Annotated in this window: 21 protein-coding genes; 12 read left to right on the top strand and 9 right to left on the bottom strand. The window is 67.8% G+C overall.

Translation table 11 applies throughout. From position 1 onward, the window contains the following. Positions 1 to 44: 44 nt before the first annotated feature. Positions 45 to 434, top strand: coding sequence for a DUF732 domain-containing protein (locus A5624_RS09290; protein WP_066864956.1), 390 nt, complete (start codon positions 45 to 47; stop codon positions 432 to 434). Between the two features lie 46 nt (positions 435 to 480). On the opposite strand, the gene A5624_RS09285 is transcribed toward A5624_RS09290, so the two are convergent. The 3 genes from A5624_RS09285 to A5624_RS09275 are packed head-to-tail and all read right to left on the bottom strand — an operon-like array spanning position 481 to position 2,644. Further along, positions 481 to 1,077: a methylated-DNA--[protein]-cysteine S-methyltransferase gene (locus tag A5624_RS09285; RefSeq protein ID WP_066865237.1), complete on the bottom strand. Its 597-nt coding sequence runs from the start codon at positions 1,075 to 1,077 to the stop codon at positions 481 to 483. A gap of 14 nt (positions 1,078 to 1,091) precedes the next feature. Further along, a complete protein-coding gene (locus A5624_RS09280; RefSeq protein WP_066864953.1) occupies positions 1,092 to 1,589 on the bottom strand; it encodes an RNA polymerase sigma factor in 498 nt (165 codons plus the stop codon). 50 nt (positions 1,590 to 1,639) lie between these two features. Further along, positions 1,640 to 2,644, bottom strand: a complete 1,005-nt coding sequence (locus A5624_RS09275) for an oxygenase MpaB family protein (protein ID WP_066864949.1) — start codon at positions 2,642 to 2,644, stop codon at positions 1,640 to 1,642. Between the two features lie 97 nt (positions 2,645 to 2,741). Between A5624_RS09275 and A5624_RS09270 the strand changes: the two genes are divergently transcribed. From A5624_RS09270 to A5624_RS09250, 5 genes are all read left to right on the top strand, one after another. After that, complete coding sequence (locus tag A5624_RS09270; protein WP_066864946.1) at positions 2,742 to 3,338, top strand: TetR/AcrR family transcriptional regulator; 597 nt, start codon at positions 2,742 to 2,744, stop codon at positions 3,336 to 3,338. A gap of 11 nt (positions 3,339 to 3,349) precedes the next feature. After that, positions 3,350 to 3,622 (top strand): hypothetical protein, encoded by a 273-nt coding sequence (locus A5624_RS09265; RefSeq protein WP_066864943.1) that lies wholly within the window; start codon positions 3,350 to 3,352, stop codon positions 3,620 to 3,622. Between the two features lie 58 nt (positions 3,623 to 3,680). Continuing rightward, complete coding sequence (locus A5624_RS09260; protein ID WP_066865234.1) at positions 3,681 to 4,091, top strand: DUF4267 domain-containing protein; 411 nt, start codon at positions 3,681 to 3,683, stop codon at positions 4,089 to 4,091. Positions 4,092 to 4,161: 70 nt separating this feature from the next. Further along, positions 4,162 to 5,733, top strand: coding sequence for an adenylate/guanylate cyclase domain-containing protein (locus A5624_RS09255; protein ID WP_066864939.1), 1,572 nt, complete (start codon positions 4,162 to 4,164; stop codon positions 5,731 to 5,733). A gap of 32 nt (positions 5,734 to 5,765) precedes the next feature. Beyond that, complete coding sequence (locus A5624_RS09250) at positions 5,766 to 6,593, top strand: LLM class F420-dependent oxidoreductase (RefSeq protein ID WP_066864936.1); 828 nt, start codon at positions 5,766 to 5,768, stop codon at positions 6,591 to 6,593. Between the two features lie 2 nt (positions 6,594 to 6,595). On the opposite strand, the gene A5624_RS09245 is transcribed toward A5624_RS09250, so the two are convergent. The 3 genes from A5624_RS09245 to A5624_RS09235 form a co-directional block, all read right to left on the bottom strand. Then, a complete protein-coding gene (locus A5624_RS09245; RefSeq protein WP_066864933.1) occupies positions 6,596 to 8,071 on the bottom strand; it encodes a YdiU family protein in 1,476 nt (491 codons plus the stop codon). A gap of 30 nt (positions 8,072 to 8,101) precedes the next feature. Continuing rightward, positions 8,102 to 8,668 (bottom strand): hemerythrin domain-containing protein, encoded by a 567-nt coding sequence (locus A5624_RS09240; protein WP_066864929.1) that lies wholly within the window; start codon positions 8,666 to 8,668, stop codon positions 8,102 to 8,104. Positions 8,669 to 8,898: 230 nt separating this feature from the next. Further along, entirely contained in the window at positions 8,899 to 9,171 is a 273-nt protein-coding gene (locus A5624_RS09235; protein WP_066864926.1) for a WGxxGxxG family protein, read from the bottom strand. Between the two features lie 341 nt (positions 9,172 to 9,512). On the opposite strand from A5624_RS09235, the gene A5624_RS09230 reads away from it, so the two are divergent. Continuing rightward, positions 9,513 to 10,475, top strand: a complete 963-nt coding sequence (locus tag A5624_RS09230) for a hypothetical protein (RefSeq protein ID WP_066864923.1) — start codon at positions 9,513 to 9,515, stop codon at positions 10,473 to 10,475. 92 nt (positions 10,476 to 10,567) lie between these two features. Then, positions 10,568 to 11,491: a CoA ester lyase gene (locus A5624_RS09225; RefSeq protein ID WP_066864920.1), complete on the top strand. Its 924-nt coding sequence runs from the start codon at positions 10,568 to 10,570 to the stop codon at positions 11,489 to 11,491. Between the two features lie 3 nt (positions 11,492 to 11,494). Here the strand turns inward: A5624_RS09225 and A5624_RS09220 are convergent, their stop codons facing one another. Further along, entirely contained in the window at positions 11,495 to 12,769 is a 1,275-nt protein-coding gene (locus tag A5624_RS09220; RefSeq protein ID WP_066864917.1) for an HNH endonuclease signature motif containing protein, read from the bottom strand. 52 nt (positions 12,770 to 12,821) lie between these two features. Here A5624_RS09220 and A5624_RS09215 point away from each other — a divergent pair, with 52 nt between their 5' ends. Together A5624_RS09215 and A5624_RS09210 are read left to right on the top strand one after the other, a co-directional pair. Then, entirely contained in the window at positions 12,822 to 13,178 is a 357-nt protein-coding gene (locus A5624_RS09215) for a DUF488 domain-containing protein (protein ID WP_066864914.1), read from the top strand. Between the two features lie 8 nt (positions 13,179 to 13,186). Continuing rightward, the gene (locus A5624_RS09210) at positions 13,187 to 13,813 is read left to right on the top strand and encodes a GNAT family N-acetyltransferase (protein ID WP_066864911.1); all 627 of its coding nucleotides are present in this window, start codon (positions 13,187 to 13,189) and stop codon (positions 13,811 to 13,813) included. A 7-nt stretch (positions 13,814 to 13,820) separates the two neighbouring features. Here A5624_RS09210 and crcB (A5624_RS09205) read toward each other — a convergent pair whose 3' ends face one another. Both crcB (A5624_RS09205) and crcB (A5624_RS09200) read right to left on the bottom strand, forming a co-directional pair. Further along, complete coding sequence (gene crcB, locus A5624_RS09205; protein ID WP_066864908.1) at positions 13,821 to 14,204, bottom strand: fluoride efflux transporter CrcB; 384 nt, start codon at positions 14,202 to 14,204, stop codon at positions 13,821 to 13,823. Then, positions 14,201 to 14,599, bottom strand: coding sequence for a fluoride efflux transporter CrcB (gene crcB, locus A5624_RS09200; protein ID WP_066864904.1), 399 nt, complete (start codon positions 14,597 to 14,599; stop codon positions 14,201 to 14,203). The genes crcB (A5624_RS09205) and crcB (A5624_RS09200) overlap by 4 nt, the downstream gene beginning before the upstream one ends. A gap of 102 nt (positions 14,600 to 14,701) precedes the next feature. Here crcB (A5624_RS09200) and pgm point away from each other — a divergent pair, with 102 nt between their 5' ends. Beyond that, positions 14,702 to 16,333: a phosphoglucomutase (alpha-D-glucose-1,6-bisphosphate-dependent) gene (pgm, locus tag A5624_RS09195; protein ID WP_066864900.1), complete on the top strand. Its 1,632-nt coding sequence runs from the start codon at positions 14,702 to 14,704 to the stop codon at positions 16,331 to 16,333. A 74-nt stretch (positions 16,334 to 16,407) separates the two neighbouring features. Next, positions 16,408 to 17,595, top strand: coding sequence for an MFS transporter (locus tag A5624_RS09190; RefSeq protein WP_232002234.1), 1,188 nt, complete (start codon positions 16,408 to 16,410; stop codon positions 17,593 to 17,595). Positions 17,596 to 17,641: the final 46 nt, after the last annotated feature.

Genomic DNA, 17,641 nt, shown 5'->3' with positions numbered 1-17,641 from the left:
GGCCTCGGCAGGACAATGGCGCCGATCTATATGAGGATGAAGCGATGCGAATGCTGGTAGTGCTTGCGGGCTCCGCCGCCCTGGTCGGCGCGGCCGCGCCCGCCTACGCCGACCCGGTCGGGACTTCGGGACCTGATGCGAGCTTCATCGCCGCGCTCAACCAGGCGGGCATCACCTATCGGGATCCGGCCGCCGCCGTCGGGGTGGGCAAAAGGGCGTGTGAGCTGATGGACCAGGGCAGTCCCCAGGTGGACGTCATCAAGAGCGTGTCGTCGAGCAATCCCGGGTTCACGGTCGACGGCGCCGCGCAGTTCACCATGATCGCGGCGAGCGCCTACTGCCCGCAGCACCTGGGTCAACGCGTGAACCAGGCGCCGCCGGCGCAGCCGGCGCCGGTCGTCGACCTTCCGCCGCTCACCCCAGGCGCCGCCTAGCGGTCGGCTCGGCCGCTATCACGTTATGCAGCAACCGGTTTCGCCCTTACGCCGCGGCCTCGAGGGTGAGCAAGATGCGTTTGGCTTCCACGCCCCCGAGATAGCCGCCCAGCGCGCCGTCGCTGCGCACCACGCGGTGGCAGGGGACCACGACCGGTAGCGGGTTGGTGGCACAGGCACTGCCGACGGCGCGAACGGCGTTGGGGTTGCCCGCCAGCCTGGCCACCGCGGCGTAGCTCGCGGTGTGGCCGTAGCCGATCTCGGGCAGATGGCGAAGCACCGTGTTGCGGAATCCGGCCGAGAGCCGCCAGTCCAGCGGCACACTGAATTCTTGGCGCGTGGCGGCGAAATACTCGTCGAGTTGCCTGGCGGCCGTGTCGAGACGGGCCGGCGCGAGCAGGATGCGTGGGCTGATTCTGTCGGCGAGGCTCTGCAGGACGGTGTCGTGGCCCTCGCTGGCGTAGGCGACGCGGACCAGGCCGTGCTCGGTAGCCGCGATGAGCAGGGCGCCGACCGGGCTGTCGACGACACGGTAGGCGATGTCGAGGATGCCTTGGTGTTCGGCGGACGTGGCTAGCCGGGCGTGCAGCGCGTCGAGATCGCCGGCGGTGGCGTCGGTGATCCGCGCCAGCTCGTGGGCCATCACTTGTTCGTTGCTCATCGGTGTTCTCCTGTCCCGGTGGTGGCGATGCCGGGGTACGTGCGCCTGAGGGTGGCGATGCCGTCGGCGGCGGCGCGCCGGGCGGCGTCGGGGCTGCCGCCGAGGATGGCGGCGATCTCGGCGTAGGGCAGGCCGGCCAGATAGTGGTAGGCCACGGCCTGCTTCTGTTTGGCCGGCAGCCTGTCCAGCGCGTCGGCGAGGTCGTCGTCCCTGCCGGGGTCCGCCGGGCCGGCGGTCTCGGGAACCTGATCGGTGGGCACCGCGCGCCGCGCCCGGGCCCGGGTGACGTCGATGGCTTTGCGGTGTGCGATGGTGACCAGCCAGGCCTCGACGTTGGCGTCGGCGGGCAGGTCGGGGTAGCTGCGCAACGCGGATAAGAACGTCTCCGACCAGGCGTCGTCGGCGTCGACCGGCCCCACGATGGCACGGCACACCCGCAACACCGCGGGACCGTGGTGGACCACCACCGCCTCGAAGGGGCGTTTGGCTGTCACGCTGTGTAGACGCTTGGGCCGGGAGTTTTGTGAGATGCCCTTAGTGTGGGCTACACCGACTGGAAGCTGCGCTCCACCTCGGAGCGGCTGCGAACCTGATCGCTGCCGAGGACGTAGGTCGGCAGGGTGTGTGGGACGGCGGTGCCGCCCTTGACCCTGGCCTGGGCCTGCCGAAACTCCGGGGCCGGGCCGCATGCGGCGTTGATCCCGTTGATGATCGACCACACCGCGGTGCGACGGGCGGTGCGCTCGATGATGTTGCAGTCGCGGTGCTGCAGCAGCTGCTTGGCCCACTTCGGCATGGTGTCACGGATGGCCCAGTCGACGGCCGCCTGCGGCATGGGAACGTTGGGGCCGGTACCCATCGCTTTGCCATGTGTGACAGCCAGTTTCGGCAAGTAGGACTCGAGACACTCGAGCGTTTCGGCCTTGGTGGCCGGCAGATCGGTGCCGCCCAGGGCGTGTCCGACCCGGACGAACTCGCCGTAGTATCGGTCGAGTTGCTTGCCGCGCAAGGGCATTGGGTGATAAAGCTCGTGTGCGGTGGCCAGGCCCCAGACCACCGTTGCATAGTTCCACCGCAGCCACTCGGGGTCGTCGGCGTCGTAGCGGGCGCCGTCGGGGCGCGTGCCCCTGATGGTGTGGTGCATCGCGCGCACCGATTTCGCCAGTCGCTCAGCGGTTTCCGTCGACCCGTATGCCGTGCCGATGAAGAAGGCCACCGAGTGGCCGAGGCGCGTCGCTGCGCCTTCCGGATCGATCTGGGGCACATGCGAAACCGGGTTCCCGTTGCTGTCCCGCTTGATCAGCCGCGAGTGATGCATCCCCATCCAATAGATCGACGGGTCCAGGGTCTCCATGAAGGCGGCGCATTGCAGGCCGAAGATCAGGGCGGGCAGGTGCGAATGCACCCGCCACACGGCGCTGTCGGGACCGAACCAGCCCGGATCGCCGACGGGTGCGGCGAACTCCATGCCACGAAAGAAGTACCGGCGCATGTTGTCGTCCAACTTTTTGTTGATCAGCTGCCCGACGATCTGGTGTGGCAGAAACACGGCGCGCTCCTCGGCAGTTCTGGTCACGACTGTAACCAGAATAAGTTTTGGCTACGAGTGTGACAAGACCGAAGCCCACTCGACTTACGCTGTAGGAATGTCGAGTCCCACCCGGTGGGCCGGTATACCGCTCAAGGACCGCCGCGCCGAGCGTCGTGCGCTGCTGGTCGAGGCCGCCTATCGCCTGTTCGGCAACGGCGGCGAGGCGGCCGTCTCGGTGCGCTCGGTATGCCGGGAATGCGGGCTGAACACGCGGTACTTCTACGAAAGCTTCGGCGACACCGACGAACTGCTCGGCGCGGTCTATGACCGGGTGAGCGAGCAGCTGACCGAGGTGATCGCGGCCGCCATCGAGGAGGCGGGGGACTCGTTGGGGGCCCGAACCCGCGCCGGCATCGCGGCGGTGCTGGGCTTCTCGTCGGCCGATCCGCGGCGCGGTCGCGTGTTGTTCACCGATGCCCGCACGAATCCCGTGCTGGCCGCGCGCCGTCGCGCGACGCAGGACATGCTGCGCCAGGGCGTGCTGACCGAGGGCTGGCGGCTCAATCCGGATTCCGATCCGGTGGCCGCGGAGGTGGCCGCCGCCCTGTACACGGGTGCCATGGCCGAGCTTGCTCAGCAGTGGCTCGCCGGGCATCTGGGCAGTGATCTCGACGCCGTCGTCGACTACGCTCTCAAACTGGTGCTGCGGTAGCTGGGAGTCTCATGGGCGGAATCGATCATGCGATGGCCCCGGTCCGACGCATTCTCGGGCACAAGGTCAGCGTCGGCGCGCTGATCGAACTGGCGGTGTGGCTGACCATTCCGTATCTGTGTATTGGGTTCGCGTGGACCGTCTTTCATCCCGAGCAGACCCAGCGAATCCAGGCACGGATCGAAGCCGTGTCGCCCACCGGCGCGGACGCCATAGCCTTCGGGGCGGCCACGGTGCTCTGGCCGGCGTCGTTGCAGATCGCCGATTCCTGCCCCGCGCCGTGAGCGACGTGCGGATGCAATGCGTGCACGACGGGACGGTTTGCTCCTAGGCTCTGTGAACATGTCAATCGACCGGTTCGGCCTTCTTGCAGGCACCATCCGCCTCGCCTCTGGCGTTTCATTCCTCGTCGATCCCTTACGGGCGAACAAGCTATGGGGCGACCCGGAAGAGCCGACGCCGACCGCGCAATTGTTGTTGCGCTCGATGGGTTATCGCGACGCATTGATCGGTGTGCTGCTCGCCGCGGCGGCGCTGCGCGGTAAGAACACGCGCGGCTGGTTTCTGGCGTCCGCCGGCGCCGACGTGGCCGACCTGGTCGGCGGGCTGAGCGTGCACGGCGAGCTGAAGCCCTCCCAACAGATCATCGGCCTGGGCGGCGCCGCCGTCGGCGTCGCCACCGGCCTCTGGGGTGCGGTACGCCCGAGCCGCCGTCCGGCCAACCGCGCGGTGACCGAACCGCCAGCGCCCTGAGCTGACATACCCGAGCGAATCATTAATTTTTTGCTGCCCTAGAACGGAATGCACTCGGTACGCTCAGTGCGTGCCGGAGACGGCGTATGCAAACTGCGGTGGTCTCAGCCTCGCGTACCAGGTGTTTGGTGACGGGCCGATCGAACTTGTCTTCGCTGGCTCGTTCGCCAGCCATGTCGAGCTGTACTGGGCGATGCCGGAGTTCCAGGCCTTCATGGAGCGGCTGGCCACCTTCTGCCGAGTGATCCTCTTCGACAAGGCGGGCGTCGGGTTGTCGGACCCGGTGCCGCGGGTCCGCACCCTGGACGATCGGGCCGCCGAGATCGAGGCCGTCATGGACGCCGCGGGCTTCCAGCGGGCCGCCCTGCTGGGCGTGAGCGAGGGCGGCCCGGCCGCCATGTTGTTCGCCGCGACGCGACCGGAAAGGACGAGGGCGCTGATCCTCACCGGCACGGCGGCATACCTTCCCAGCCAGGGATGGGACGACCTCGATCTTGATCCGGCCGAACTGCGGGCACGCTGCATAGCCGAGCTCGGCGAGGAGTACACCCCGTCCGAAGAACAGATCAGCGGCTTTCAGAGGTTCGGCCGGGCTGTCTTGTCGGCGTGGGGAAGTGGCGAGGCCCTCAAATGTCTGCTGCCCTCCGTCCGGTCCTCTCGGCAGCTGGGCATGCTGGAGCGGATGTGCGCGAGCCCCGGAATGGCCCGGGCCACGCTCGAAGCGGCGTTCCAGATCGATGTGCGGCCGATCTTGCCGACGCTGACCATGCCCACGCTGGTCGTGCACGCCACCCGGGACCCCGGCGTCCCGGTGCAGGCGGGGCGGTACCTCACCGCACACATTCCCAACGCGCGGATGGTCGAACTCGACGGCACCGATCACGCGCCGTGGTTCACCGATCCCGACAAGATCGCCACCGAGATCGAGGAGCTTCTCACCGGCAGCCACGCCACTCCGCCGCCGTCGAACCGCGCCCTGCGCACCGTGCTGTTCACCGACATCGTTTCCTCGACCGAACGCGTGGTGGCGACCGGCGACGAGCGATGGCGCGCGATCCTGCAGCGCTTCGGCGAGATCACCGCAGAGGCCGCGCGACGATACGGCGGCACCGTGGTCAAGAGCACCGGCGACGGCTACCTCATCACTTTCGACGCGCCCACCCAGGGCATCCGCTGCGCCGAGAACCTGCGCGACGGTGTCGAGAGACTGGGCGTCGAGATTCGCATCGGCATCCACACTGGCGAGTGCGAACTCATGGACACCGACATCGGTGGCATCGCCGTGCACATCGCGGCGCGGATCCTCGGTCAAGCCGGTGGTGGGGAAATCCTGGTGTCGCGCACGGTTCGTGACCTGGTGGTCGGCTCCGGGATCGGTTTCCGGGAGCGCGGTCTCGTCGAGTTGCGCGGTGTACCGGGCGAGTGGGAGCTGGTCGCCGTCGACCGCCACGGCACCGGCATAGCGTCGCGGGAAGCGCAGTTGGCCTCGGCACCCACGCCCGGCCCACGGACCTCGATGCGTCGATCGGACCGGGCGGTGGCGGTGCTGGCCCGGCGCACCCCCTGGATCCTGCGCGGAATGGCGCGTCTGGCCCCGATCACCGACGGCGGCCAACTGGCCGCCGGAACGACGTGGCGCTGACAGCCGCGCGGCGATGCGGTTGACTAAGCGTCATGGGTTTCGGTGTGCTGACTTTCGTTACCGACGACGGCATTGGTCCCGTCGATCTGGGCAAGGCGCTCGAGCAGCGCGGGTTTGAATCGCTCTTCCTCGCCGAGCACTCACACATCCCGGTCGACGCGAAGACCCCGTACCCGAGCGGTGGGCCGATCCCGCCGAAGTACTACCGCACCCTGGATCCGTTCGTGGCGCTGACCGCCGCGGCGGTCGCCACCGAACGACTCGTGGTGGGCACCGGCATCGCGCTGGTGCCCCAGCGCGACCCGATCCACGCGGCCAAAGAGGTGGCATCGCTCGATCTGGTGTCGCAGGGCCGGTTTCGGTTCGGTGTGGGCGTCGGCTGGTTGCGTGAGGAAATCGCCAATCACGGTGTGGATCCCGCGGTTCGCGGACGTGTGGTGGACGAGCGGCTCGAAGCGATGATCGAGATCTGGACCCACGAAAAGGCGGAATTCCACGGCGAATTCGTGAACTTCGACCCGATCTACAGCTGGCCCAAGCCGGTGCAGCGGCCCTATCCGCCGCTTTATCTTGGCGGCGGGCCGGCGGGCTTCAAGCGCATCGCCCGGCTGAACGCGGGGTGGCTGTCGATGACACCATCGGCGAAGGAGCTGTCGGCTCCGCTCGAGCAGTTGCGCGAGGTGGCCGGCCAGGACGTGCCGGTGATCCACTTTCACGGTGGCGAACCGACGGCGGAGAACCTCGAGGCTTATCGCGATCTGGGAGTGACACACCTGTTGGTGGACCTGCCAACGGAGCCTCGCGATCAGACGCTGCGACGCCTGGACGGGCTGCAGGCCGAGCTCGCCAAGCTATCCTAAACTCAAGTCCCGCAAAAGGTTTGGTACTTCCCGAAGTCCTCGGGGGCGGGGGTGGCGTAGCGTTCCAGACCCGGCCGTTCGGCATAGGGCTGCGTCACCGCTGCGAGCAGTTGTTCCAACGGGCCGAGCTCGCCGGCCGTCGCGGCGGTGAGGGCCTCCTCGACCAGGTGGTTGCGCGGAATGTAGATCGGGTTGGTGCGATCCATCGCATCGGCGTCGGGACCCAGCGCCCGCCACTGCGTCAGCCAGGCGTCGAAACCGGCGAGGTCGGCGAACAACCCGCGGACGGGTTCGGCGCCCGACTTGGCTTCTGTGCGCGCGGCGTCGCTGAGCCGGCGGAAGAACGAGGTGTAGTCCACGTGATTCTGCTTGAGCAGCAGGAGCAATTCCTCCACCAACACCGTGGCGAATTCGGCGTCGATGTCGGCGGGCAAGCCGAGCTTGGCGCGCATCCCGGAGGACCACACCGCGTCGTAGCGGGTTTGGAAGATCCCGAACGACCCCTCGGCGAGCGCGATCGCCTGCTCGGTGTTGTCCGAGAACAGTGGCAGCAGCGTCTCGGCGAACCGGGCGAGGTTCCATCCGGCGATCACGGGTTGATTGCCGTAGGCATAGCGGCCCCAAAAGTCGATCGAACTGAAGACGGTGTCGGGGTCGTAGGCCTCCATGAAGGCGCACGGTCCGTAGTCGATCGTTTCGCCCGAGATGGTCGTGTTGTCGGTGTTCATCACCCCGTGGACGAACCCGATCAGCATCCATTGGGCGATCAGCGATGCCTGGACGGCGACCACGGCTTCGAACAGGGCGAGGTAGGGATTCTCGGCCCCGGCGGCAGCGGGGTGGTGGCGGCCGATCGCGTGGTCGGCGAGGCGGCGCAGCAGGTCGTGGTTGCCGGTGGCTGCGGCGAATTGGAAGCTGCCGACGCGCAGATGGCTGCTTGCCACTCGGGTGAGTACCGCCCCCGGCAGCGTTTCTTCGCGATGGACCGGACGCCCGGTGGCCACCACCGCCAGCGACCGCGTCGTGGGCACTCCCAGGGCATGCATCGCCTCGCTGACGATGTATTCGCGCAGCATCGGCCCCACCGCCGCCAGCCCGTCACCGCCGCGGGCGAACGGGGTGGCTCCGGAGCCCTTGAGGTGGACATCGCGTAGCCGTCCGTCACCGTCGACCAGTTCGCCGAGCAACAGCGCACGCCCGTCGCCCAACCGCGGAACAAAGCCGCCGAACTGATGCCCGGCGTAGGCCTGGGCTACCGGAGTGGCGCGGTCGGGCACCAGGTTGCCTGCCAAGAAGCGCAGCCCTTCGGCGCCGCGCAGCCAGCCGGGGTCGAGGCCCAGTGTGGCGGCGAGCGGCTCATTGAGCACCAGCAGCCGCAACTCGGGGAACGTCTCCGCCTGCCAGCGGACCGCCATCTCCGGCAGCTCGCGGAAGAACCGATCCTGAAGCGCGACGGTGGTATCCGGGGCGACGCTCATCTCATCGAGCCTACGGAAAACCCGGGTGCTCTATCCGAGCGCTTTCCCGATCAGGTCACGGGCACGGTCGAGCATGGATGCGAACGGCCCGAGCGCGAAGTTGAGCTTCGCCGACTCCACGCCCGGGTGCGGACGCGTCGGGGCGATGGCCTCGGCCGCACGTACCGCCGCGCCCATCCGCTTGAGATCGTCGGGGTCCACTTCGCGTTCCAGCACGGGGAATTCGTCGTTCTCCTCCTGCCGGGCATGCTCGAGGACGGCCTCGCGCAGCTTGCGGAGTTCGTCGATGAATTCCTGGGAGGTGATATCGAGCTTCTCCACTTGCGAGAGCAGCTCCTTGGCTTCGTGCTCTTCCTTGAGACGGGCATCGACGATGGCGTCGCCGGCGTCGTCCTCCCGCCGCACCCGCGGATGCACGACCATTTCCTCGGCCGTTTCGTGGACGGCCAGCAACTGGCGCAATGCCGCAAACGGCTCTTCACGCGCTTTCGGGTCCGTGGCGTGCAGCACCTGATCGAACATGTCCTCGATGAGGTTGTGCTGGGCTTTCAGGAACGCGACGACTTCGTCGGGTGACTGAATGATCATCTCGGCCATCGCCGTACCTCCTGTGAGGAGAGAGTGGGAAACGCACGTTGGGCTGTGTGCGGCTTGAGCCAGGGCATACCCGCTGCACAAGCCGCCAAACGGCGCCTCACCGTGCGCGACGCACGCCGGCACTCGACCGTCAGCTGAAATAGCTTGCGGCACAGGGTGTTTGTGCGCGGGTCCCCAGATCCCCGTCAACCGCGCGGACGTCCGACGGGGATCTGGGAAGCGCGGGTTAGTTAGACGCCGCGGTCGCGGGTGGTGGCCGGCCCGACGCCGGTGCCGGCGGGCGTGTCCTTGCGGCGCATCAGTCCGGCGAGTCCGCCCAGGCCCAATAGGCCAGCCAGGCCCCACAGCCCGGTCTTGTCGCTGTGCTGGTCATTGTTGTTGTTGCTGTCCGCCAACGTCGTCGTCGTGGACGAGGGCGCCGGAGCACTGGAGGCATTGGCGACACCCGCGCCACCGAACAACAGCGCTCCGGTGGCTGAAACGATTGCAATGGTCTTACGCATTTCTACTCCTAGTGAGTTTGCTGATCGAGCCATAACGACTGATCGACACGCATTTCGGGACCAGGATGCTCTAGTCTCCGCATGACGCGACGCACGACCGATGGCCGCAACGTAGCGAGGTGTGGGCTACCCCGGCAAACCACGCCGAAACTCGACGCCAGACCTTTTTCGTTTGCTGGCCACCGCCGCAGCGATTGGCGGGCCGGTCGGACGCCAACCAAAAAAGCGAGATGTGTCACACGTCCGCCGCAGATGTTGAGCGCCCCCCGGCGAATGGGTAGCCGCAGAAACAAGGCGCTCTCGTGCCGATCCAAGTAATCAACGCAGGAGGCGAAATCTTCATGACTTCATCGGACAAGACCACAGTGCTTGCGCAGCTGCGCGCACTGCACCAGCTGACCAACACCGAAATCCAGGTCGCCGAAACCCGCATCGCGCAGGCACGCACCGAGGCGGTGCAACGGGAGCTGACGCAGAACGCCTCGAACGGGCGTGAGCGATCGGAGGCCATCGAGAAGGCGATCCGGGACCTCGGTGGCGTCCCCGACGTGGTCGGCCCGTTCCTGGGCCGCGCCGCGGCCGCGGTCAAGGCCTTGACCGAGCAGGCCCAACCTTTCGATGAGGCGCTTTTGGGTGATCTGGCGCTGGAAAACCAGCTGCTGGACCGCTCGCGCTACCTCAAGGCGCTGGCCGTCGCCGCCGAGCTCCCCGACATCGAAAGCCTGGCGACGCGGCTGATCACTGCGCACTCGGCCACCGTCGCCTGGCTGACGACCGTCCTTGCCGAGGACGCCCTCGGCGGTCCGGCCGCGCTGCGGCGCACGCCATTGCAGGCGGCGACCGGGACCGCGGTGAAACTGTTCAACCTGCCCGTTGAGTGGTCGACCCGCGGAATCGACCGCGCCGCCGACGCACTGCGTTCGGCGCGGCCGGCGATCAATGACCTGGTAGGCAGGGGCGCCCACGCCGGTGATGTGGCGACGAAAGCGCTCGCCGCGTCGCGTAATGCCGCGCTCGAGGCGGCCGAGAAGGTCACTCGCAACGAGGGCGCCCGGCAGACCGCCGATGCCCTGCACTCGGCGCGCGCCGCGGTGGGCGTGCTCGACGCCGACGAGCTGCCCATCGCCAACTACGACGAGCTCAACGTCAACGAGGCGGCGGCCGCGGTCAAGGAGCTCACCAGCCCGAGCGACGTGCGGGCGATCATCGCCTACGAGGAGGCGAACAAGAATCGCCAGCGGGTCGTCTCAGCTGCCCAAACGCGCATCGCGGCCATTGCGCAAGAGGTCGTGGGCATCAACTAGTTCGAACATCCGATCAGGTGGCACGGCCGCCCGGCCCGAGTTCTCGCTCGGTCGGGCGGCCGAGCCGTCTGCGATATCGCTACGGTTGGGGAATGTACGAGCAGGTCAACAGCAGCGCGCCGGACTCCGACGACGTCATCGGTTTCCGCATCGACCCCGTGTTGGCCCGGAGTTGGCTGCTGGTCAACGGTGCGCACGACGACCGGTTTCAGGCCGCGGCGCACTCGCGCGCCGACATCGTCGTCCTCGACATCGAGGACGCGGTCGCTCCCAAGGACAAGCACGCCGCCCGCGACAACGTGGTGCGCTGGTTGAACGCCGGGAACACCGATTGGGTGCGCATCAACGGCTTCGGCACCCCGTGGTGGGCGGACGACCTCGCCGCCCTGGCCGCCACTCCGGTCGGCGGGGTGATGCTGGCGATGGTCGAATCGGTGGACCACGTCACCGAGACGGCGCAACGGTTGCCCAACGTGCCGATCGTCGCGCTGGTGGAAACGGCCCGCGGCCTGGAGCGCATCACCGAGATCGCCGCGGCGAAGGGAACCTTCCGACTCGCCTTCGGCATCGGCGACTTCCGCCGCGACACGGGGTTCGGTGAAGACCCGGGCACGTTGGCGTATGCCCGGTCGCGATTCACGATCGCGGCCAAGGCGGCCAGCCTGCCCAGCGCCATCGACGGGCCCACGATCGGCTCCAACGCTTTGAAGCTGATCGAGGCCACGGCGGTTTCCGTGGAGTTCGGGATGACCGGCAAGATCTGCTTGACCCCGGACCAATGCGCCGTTGTGAACGAGGGCCTGTCACCCTCACACGACGAAATCTCGTGGGCTAAAGAGTTTTTCGCTGAGTTCGAGCGTGACGGGGGAGAGATCCGCAACGGCTCCGACCTCCCGCGCATCGCCCGGGCGACCAAGATTCTCGAGCTCGCCCGGGCGTACGGCATCGAATCGTCGGAATTCGACGACGAAGAACGGGACCATTCGCCGGCGCCGTCGGACACCTATCACTACTGAGCGCTATGCGGCGTGTCGCGCGAGCGCGACACCGACGCGGATCTCCAGCTTGCTGACGGTGATCGTGGGCCCACGCGCCGGGGCCGCCGACCGGTAGGTTTTGCCGGTCGGTGTCGTGACAAGCGCGGTGTGCGTATGGTTTTCGTCAACACCGGTGCTAACCTTCCACGCCGCGTTCTCCTTGACGTAGTTGCAGCGCTCGCACAGGCCCAGGCCATTGTCTGCGGTGGTGAGGCCGCCGTCGGCCCACGGCTGTGCGTGGTCGCGATGCCGGATCGGCGCGTCGCAGTAGGGCGTGCGGCAGCGTTGATCGCGCAACCCGATGAACGCGGCGAGTGCGCGCGGGAAAAGTCGTGCCCGTGATTCCATGGCCACCAGTGCCCCCGCTCGGGGATGCGTGTAGAGCCTGCGCAGGGTCGCTCGCGAACGATCGTCGGTGGCGGCCTGTGCGACCATGCTCCGCGCGACCGCGGCGGGAATGGGACCGTAGCCGCAGACGTCGGCCGGTGCATTGCCGCCGCCGAGCAGCGTTTCGTCGGACAGCACCAGGTTGACCGCGATCGGCGTAGGGACCGTCGCGCAGCGCCCGGTGACTCGTTCCACCAGCGTATCCGCCATCACCTGCCCGCGCGGCCGCCCGTCGCCGCGGGTGTCAGCTTCACGGCGCAGCGCCGCGTACACCGAAACCCCTTGGGCCACCGGCAATAACGCGGTGAGATAGGTCATCGTGTCCGGCGCCGGCCGAATGGTGACCGTCCGGTCATTCGCGGCCTTGGCCGCCCGCTCGACGACGGCGTGCGGATCGAGCCGGTAGGCGATCGCCTTCGCGGTCGCGGCCACGCGCGCATCGCCCATGCCGGTCAGACTCGTCGGGTCGGCACACATTTCGGCGTCCAGGGCGCGGCGGTCCTCGACGTCCAGGCATGCGCTTTCGCGCACGATCAACGTGGCCCGCCACTCGGACAAGACCCCACTCTCCAGCGCCGCCAGCGTATGTGGCATCTCGTACACCAGAGCCTTGGCGAAGCCCAGGTGCCGGCCGCCTCGCGCGGGTGCGTCCCGTCGCGCCAGCGCGACCTCGCCGGCCACGCCGCGGCCGCGCCGCGCCGCGGGCACCCCGGCGGCCGCTTCGGCGGCCCGACGCGTCGCATCCAGGGCCGCCGCCGCTCGGGCCTGGCCCGCTGCCGCCGCAGACTTGATCGACTCCAAGTCGGCGATGCGCTCGATCAGCGCCGCTTCGTCGGCAGCCGGGTCGACCGCCGCCAATTCTTCGAACATATATTCGATTATAAACGGCCCACCGACAAGCGCCCATCGCTACGCTGAACGGATGAGCGCCAGAAGGCGCATCCAGGTGGCGCGGGTCTACGACGAAGTCAGCCCCGGCGAGGGGCAGCGGGTTCTGGTCGATCGGGTCTGGCCGCGGGGAGTGCGCAAGGACGATCCGCGAGTGGGCATGTGGTGCAAGGACGTCGCGCCGTCGAAGGACCTGCGCGAGTGGTATCACCACGACGCGGACCGGTTCGACGAATTCGCGGCACGCTACAAGGAGGAGCTGCACGGCAATGCCGCCCTGCAGGAGTTGTGCGCGCTTGCCAAGCAGGGCCCGGTCACGCTGGTGACGGCGACCCGCGACCTGGACATCAGCCAGGCGGCCGTCCTGGCGAAGCTGCTCAAGCCGCGCTGAGTCCAGTGATGAGTGACGCCCAGCCCATCCTTCCGCGGGAACTGACCGATCTTCCCGAGGCGATCAGCAGCGTCCCGCCGCCGCCCATCCCGCACCTCCCCGAGCCCTACGGTCTGCGCGTCGTCGACCCGGACGCCGACGCCGAAATGATCGCGGAGTGGATGAGCCGGCCCCATCTGGTGCAGGCCTGGGAGTCCAACTGGCCGGTGCAGCGCTGGCATCGGTATCTGCAGGCGCAATTGGAAGGCGCGTTTTCGCGTCCCTTCATCGCCACCCTGGACGGGGTCGATCGCGCGTATATCGAATTATACAGGGCGGCAAAGGATTCCATCGCCCGACGGTATGAGCACGACCCGCACGATCTGGGATTGCACGTCGCGGTCGCCGATCTGGACCACATCGAGCGCGGCCAGGTCAGCTACCTGCTGCCTTACCTGGTGGTCAGCATCCTCACCCTCGATCCGCGATGTCGCCGCATCATGTTCGATCCCGACCATCGCAACGTGTTGGCGCGCAAGTTCTGTGAGCGCAGCGGTTGCACATTCCTCGGTGAGCATCAGATGTCGAATCGGCGGATGGCGCTGTACGTGCTGCCCCGCACTCCAGAGGACGTCCCGCGTCAGCGCGATAGCTGAACAGCCATCAAAGCTGCTGTGCCAGCTGCTGTCCGATGAAGGCCGCCGCCTCACCCAGCGCGACGCTGACGACGATGTTGGCCAGTGCCGCGCGGAGTTGGCGTTCTTCGCCGAGCCGCTGCGTTTCCAGCATCCAGGTCGAAAACGTGGTGTAGGCGCCGACGAAGGCGGTGCCCGCCAGCAGGGCCGCCTCCTTGTTCAACGCCAGGCCACCGAGAAAGCCCAAAAGCGCTGCGCCGCTGACATTCACGACCAGCGTACCGAAAGGAAACGGCCGAGACACCCGCCGCGCCACCGTGCGGTCGACGACGAAACGCAGGACCGACCCGATGCCGCCGATCAGCGCGACGCCGACCCAGACCAGAGCCGTCGTCACGGTGGCGGCCGTCATCGGCGCACCGGGACCCGGCGCACCAACTTGGTGGCAAGGTGCACCGCCAGCAGGCCCAGCACGATGCTGGTGACCGTGTAAGAGACGGCCAGCGCCCAATGACCGTGCTCGATCATCCGCAGCGTCTCGACCTGCATCGTCGAGAAAGTGGTTAAACCGCCGCACAATCCGGTGCCGAGCAGGGGCCGCCGATAGCTTGACGTCGGCAACCGTTCCAGCAGCCGGGTGGTGAAGTAACCCACCAGGAAGGCCCCGACGATGTTGACCGCGAACGTGGCCCAGGGCCAACTCGCCGGATCGCCGCCGGCCAGCGTGCTCAGCGCGGCACGGGCCACCGACCCCAGCGCACCACCGGCGAACACCGCGGCCAATTCGCGATAGTCCCGTTGAGCCACTGGCGTCGGTTCCCTTCGTTTGCCGGTGCGCTACGCAGCGTATGGCCGAAGTCCAGACCGGCGCAGCCCGGGGGGACGCGGACACGGGCAGAATTGACAACCATGGTCGCCAACCCTCGCGCCGGACAGCCGGCCCAGCCCGAAGATCTCGTCGATCTGCCCCACCTGGTGACGGCGTATTACTCGATCGCGCCCGACCCCGGCGACGTCGCCCAGCAGGTGGCGTTCGGCACGTCGGGCCATCGCGGCTCGGCACTGGGCGGCGCGTTCAACGAGGCGCATATCTTGGCGATCACGCAGGCCATCGTCGAATACCGCGCCGCGCACGGCGTGACGGGTCCGCTGTTCATCGGCCGGGACACGCACGGGCTTTCCGAGCCGGCCTGGGTGTCGGCGCTGGAGGTGCTGGCCGCCAATGAGGTGGTGGCCGTCGTCGACAGCAGGGACCGCTACACGCCCACGCCGGCGATCAGCCACGCCATCCTCACCTACAACCGGGAGCGCACCGACGCGCTGGCCGACGGGATCGTGGTCACGCCGTCGCACAACCCGCCCGCGGACGGCGGCTTCAAATACAACCCGCCCAACGGCGGACCGGCCGATACCGACGCCACCAACGCAATCGCCAAGCGCGCCAACGAGATCCTGCGCGACGGGTCGGGGGTCAAGCGCGTTCCGCTGGCCCGCGCGCTACAGTCCGTGCAGCGCCACGACTACCTCGGCAACTATGTCGATGACCTGCCCAACGTGGTCGACCTCGATGCCATCCGCGACGCCGGGGTGCGCATCGGCGCCGACCCGCTGGGCGGGGCGAGCGTCGACTATTGGGGCGAGATCGCCCAGCGGCATCGCCTGGACCTGACCGTGGTCAATCCGCTGGTCGACGCGACCTGGCGGTTCATGACCCTCGACCACGACGGCAAGATCCGGATGGACTGCAGTTCGCCGGACGCGATGGCGAGCCTCATCGCCAACCGCGATCGGTATCAGATCGCCACCGGCAACGACGCGGACTCCGACCGCCATGGCATCGTCACGCCCGATGGGGGTCTGCTGAACCCGAACCACTACCTCGCGGTGGCCATCGAATACCTCTACACCCGGCGGCCGTCGTGGCCGGGCGGTATCGCCGTCGGCAAGACCGCCGTCAGTTCGTCCATGATCGACCGGGTGGTCGCCGGCCTCGGCCGCAAGCTGATCGAGGTGCCGGTCGGATTCAAGTGGTTCGTCGACGGCCTGATCGAGGGGACCATCGGCTTCGGCGGCGAGGAGTCGGCCGGGGCGTCGTTCCTGCGGCGGGACGGCTCGGTGTGGACCACCGACAAGGACGGCATCATCCTGGCGCTGCTGGCGTCCGAGATATTCGCCGTCACCGGGCTGAGTCCGTCGCAGCGCTACCAGCAGCTGGCCGGCGAGTACGGCACGCCCTACTACGCGCGCGTCGACGCGCCCGCCGATCGCGAGCAGAAGGCGCGTCTGTCGAAGCTCTCCGCCGACCAGGTGACCGCGACCGAATTGGCGGGGGAGCCGATCACCGCGAAGCTGACCGCGGCGCCCGGCAATGGCGCACCACTGGGCGGATTGAAGGTGACGACGGCCAATGCGTGGTTTGCCGCGCGCCCGTCGGGCACCGAGGACGTGTACAAGATTTACGCGGAATCTTTCAAGGGGCCGCAGCATTTGGCCCAGGTGCAGGAGACCGCGCGCGAGGTGGTTAATAAAGTCATTGGGTGACCTTTTCCCTCCGTCTTGCCCGCCCGGGGGGACGTGCATCCCGTTCTAGCCGGCTGCCGCGCGAAGTCTGGATCCTGAGCTGGGCGAATATCATGATCGCCCTGGGCTACGGCGTGATCTCGCCGGCGCTGCCGACCTTTGCGCGCACGTTCGGGGTGAGCATCAAGGCGGTGACTTTCTTGGTCACCGTCTTTTCATTGAGCAGGTTGTGTTTCGCGCCGATCAGTGGACTGCTCACCGAACGCTTGGGCGAGCGGCGGATCTACATCGGCGGTTTGCTGATCGTGGCGGTGTCCACCGCCGCGTGTGCCTTTTCCCAGGCCTACTGGCAGTTAATGCTTTGCCGGGTTTTCAGCGGCATCGGGTCGACGATGTTTTACGTCTCGGCGCTGGGGCTGATGATCCACATCAGCCCTCCCGATGCGCGCGGCCGGATCGCCGGGCTGTTCACCACCTCGTTCATGGTGGGCGCGGTCGGCGGCCCGGCGGTGGGCGGCCTGGCGGCGGGTTGGGGGTTGACCGCTCCGTTCGTGGTCTACGGCGTCGCCATGCTGGCCGTCGCGGTGGTGCTGTTCTACAGCCTGCGGAACTCGGCGCTGGCTGCGCCGCCACCCCCGACGCGATCCACGGTGACGCTGCGCGAGGCGCTGCGGGTGCGCGCGTACCGCTCGGCGCTGCTGTCAAATTTCGCGACCGGCTGGTCCGCGTTCGGCCTTCGGGTCGCGCTGGTGCCGCTGTTCATCTCCGATGTGATGGGCCGGGGCATCGGCATCATCGGCGTGGTGCTCGCGGCGTTCGCGGGTGGAAACGCGTTGGCGGTCATCCCCAGCGGCTACCTGTCGGACCGGATGGGGCGGCGCACCCTGTTGATCATCGGGCTGGTGACGTCCGGGGCGGCGACCGTCTGGTTGGGTTTCGTCTCGTCGTTGCCGGTGTTCATGGTGGCGGCGGGCGTGGTCGGGGCGATGACGGGCATCTATATGTCACCGCTGCAGGCCGCCGTCGCCGACATCCTGGGCAATGAGGCGCGGGCGGGTCTTCCGGTGGCGACGGTGCAGATGATGTCGGACCTGGGCGCGATTATCGGGTCGATGGCGGTCGGTTGGGCCGCCGAGCAGTTCAGCTACATGTGGGGTTTCGTCATCAGCGGGATCGTCCTGCTGATCGCCGCCATCGGCTGGGTGGTGGCGCCGGAGACCCGGACGGCGGCGGATCTCGAGGCCGATCTGCTGGCCTCCGAGGCGGACGTGGAGCCGGTCTGAGCAGCAACTTTGATGGACGGTTACCGGTGGTGTAGCTTCGATGGGC

The organism is Mycobacterium sp. 1482292.6, assembly GCF_001672995.1.
Classification (GTDB): domain Bacteria; phylum Actinomycetota; class Actinomycetes; order Mycobacteriales; family Mycobacteriaceae; genus Mycobacterium; species Mycobacterium europaeum_A.
The sequence above is the reverse complement of the archived record's forward strand: the minus strand, read 5'-3'. Positions and strand labels throughout refer to the sequence as shown.

What these genes read in the sequence shown, in the direction of transcription:
- A5624_RS09290 (WP_066864956.1), top strand. Translation starts at nt 45, where the DNA reads ATGCGAATGCTGGTAGTGCTTGCGGGCTCCGCCGCCCTGGTCGGCGCG.
- A5624_RS09285 (WP_066865237.1), bottom strand. Translation starts at nt 1,077, where the DNA reads ATGGCCCACGAGCTGGCGCGGATCACCGACGCCACCGCCGGCGATCTC.
- A5624_RS09270 (WP_066864946.1), top strand. Translation starts at nt 2,742, where the DNA reads ATGTCGAGTCCCACCCGGTGGGCCGGTATACCGCTCAAGGACCGCCGC.
- A5624_RS09265 (WP_066864943.1), top strand. Translation starts at nt 3,350, where the DNA reads ATGGGCGGAATCGATCATGCGATGGCCCCGGTCCGACGCATTCTCGGG.
- A5624_RS09260 (WP_066865234.1), top strand. Translation starts at nt 3,681, where the DNA reads ATGTCAATCGACCGGTTCGGCCTTCTTGCAGGCACCATCCGCCTCGCC.
- A5624_RS09250 (WP_066864936.1), top strand. Translation starts at nt 5,766, where the DNA reads ATGGGTTTCGGTGTGCTGACTTTCGTTACCGACGACGGCATTGGTCCC.
- A5624_RS09245 (WP_066864933.1), bottom strand. Translation starts at nt 8,071, where the DNA reads ATGAGCGTCGCCCCGGATACCACCGTCGCGCTTCAGGATCGGTTCTTC.
- A5624_RS09240 (WP_066864929.1), bottom strand. Translation starts at nt 8,668, where the DNA reads ATGGCCGAGATGATCATTCAGTCACCCGACGAAGTCGTCGCGTTCCTG.
- A5624_RS09235 (WP_066864926.1), bottom strand. Translation starts at nt 9,171, where the DNA reads ATGCGTAAGACCATTGCAATCGTTTCAGCCACCGGAGCGCTGTTGTTC.
- A5624_RS09230 (WP_066864923.1), top strand. Translation starts at nt 9,513, where the DNA reads ATGACTTCATCGGACAAGACCACAGTGCTTGCGCAGCTGCGCGCACTG.
- A5624_RS09225 (WP_066864920.1), top strand. Translation starts at nt 10,568, where the DNA reads ATGTACGAGCAGGTCAACAGCAGCGCGCCGGACTCCGACGACGTCATC.
- A5624_RS09220 (WP_066864917.1), bottom strand. Translation starts at nt 12,769, where the DNA reads ATGTTCGAAGAATTGGCGGCGGTCGACCCGGCTGCCGACGAAGCGGCG.
- A5624_RS09215 (WP_066864914.1), top strand. Translation starts at nt 12,822, where the DNA reads ATGAGCGCCAGAAGGCGCATCCAGGTGGCGCGGGTCTACGACGAAGTC.
- A5624_RS09210 (WP_066864911.1), top strand. Translation starts at nt 13,187, where the DNA reads ATGAGTGACGCCCAGCCCATCCTTCCGCGGGAACTGACCGATCTTCCC.
- crcB (WP_066864908.1), bottom strand. Translation starts at nt 14,204, where the DNA reads ATGACGGCCGCCACCGTGACGACGGCTCTGGTCTGGGTCGGCGTCGCG.
- pgm (WP_066864900.1), top strand. Translation starts at nt 14,702, where the DNA reads ATGGTCGCCAACCCTCGCGCCGGACAGCCGGCCCAGCCCGAAGATCTC.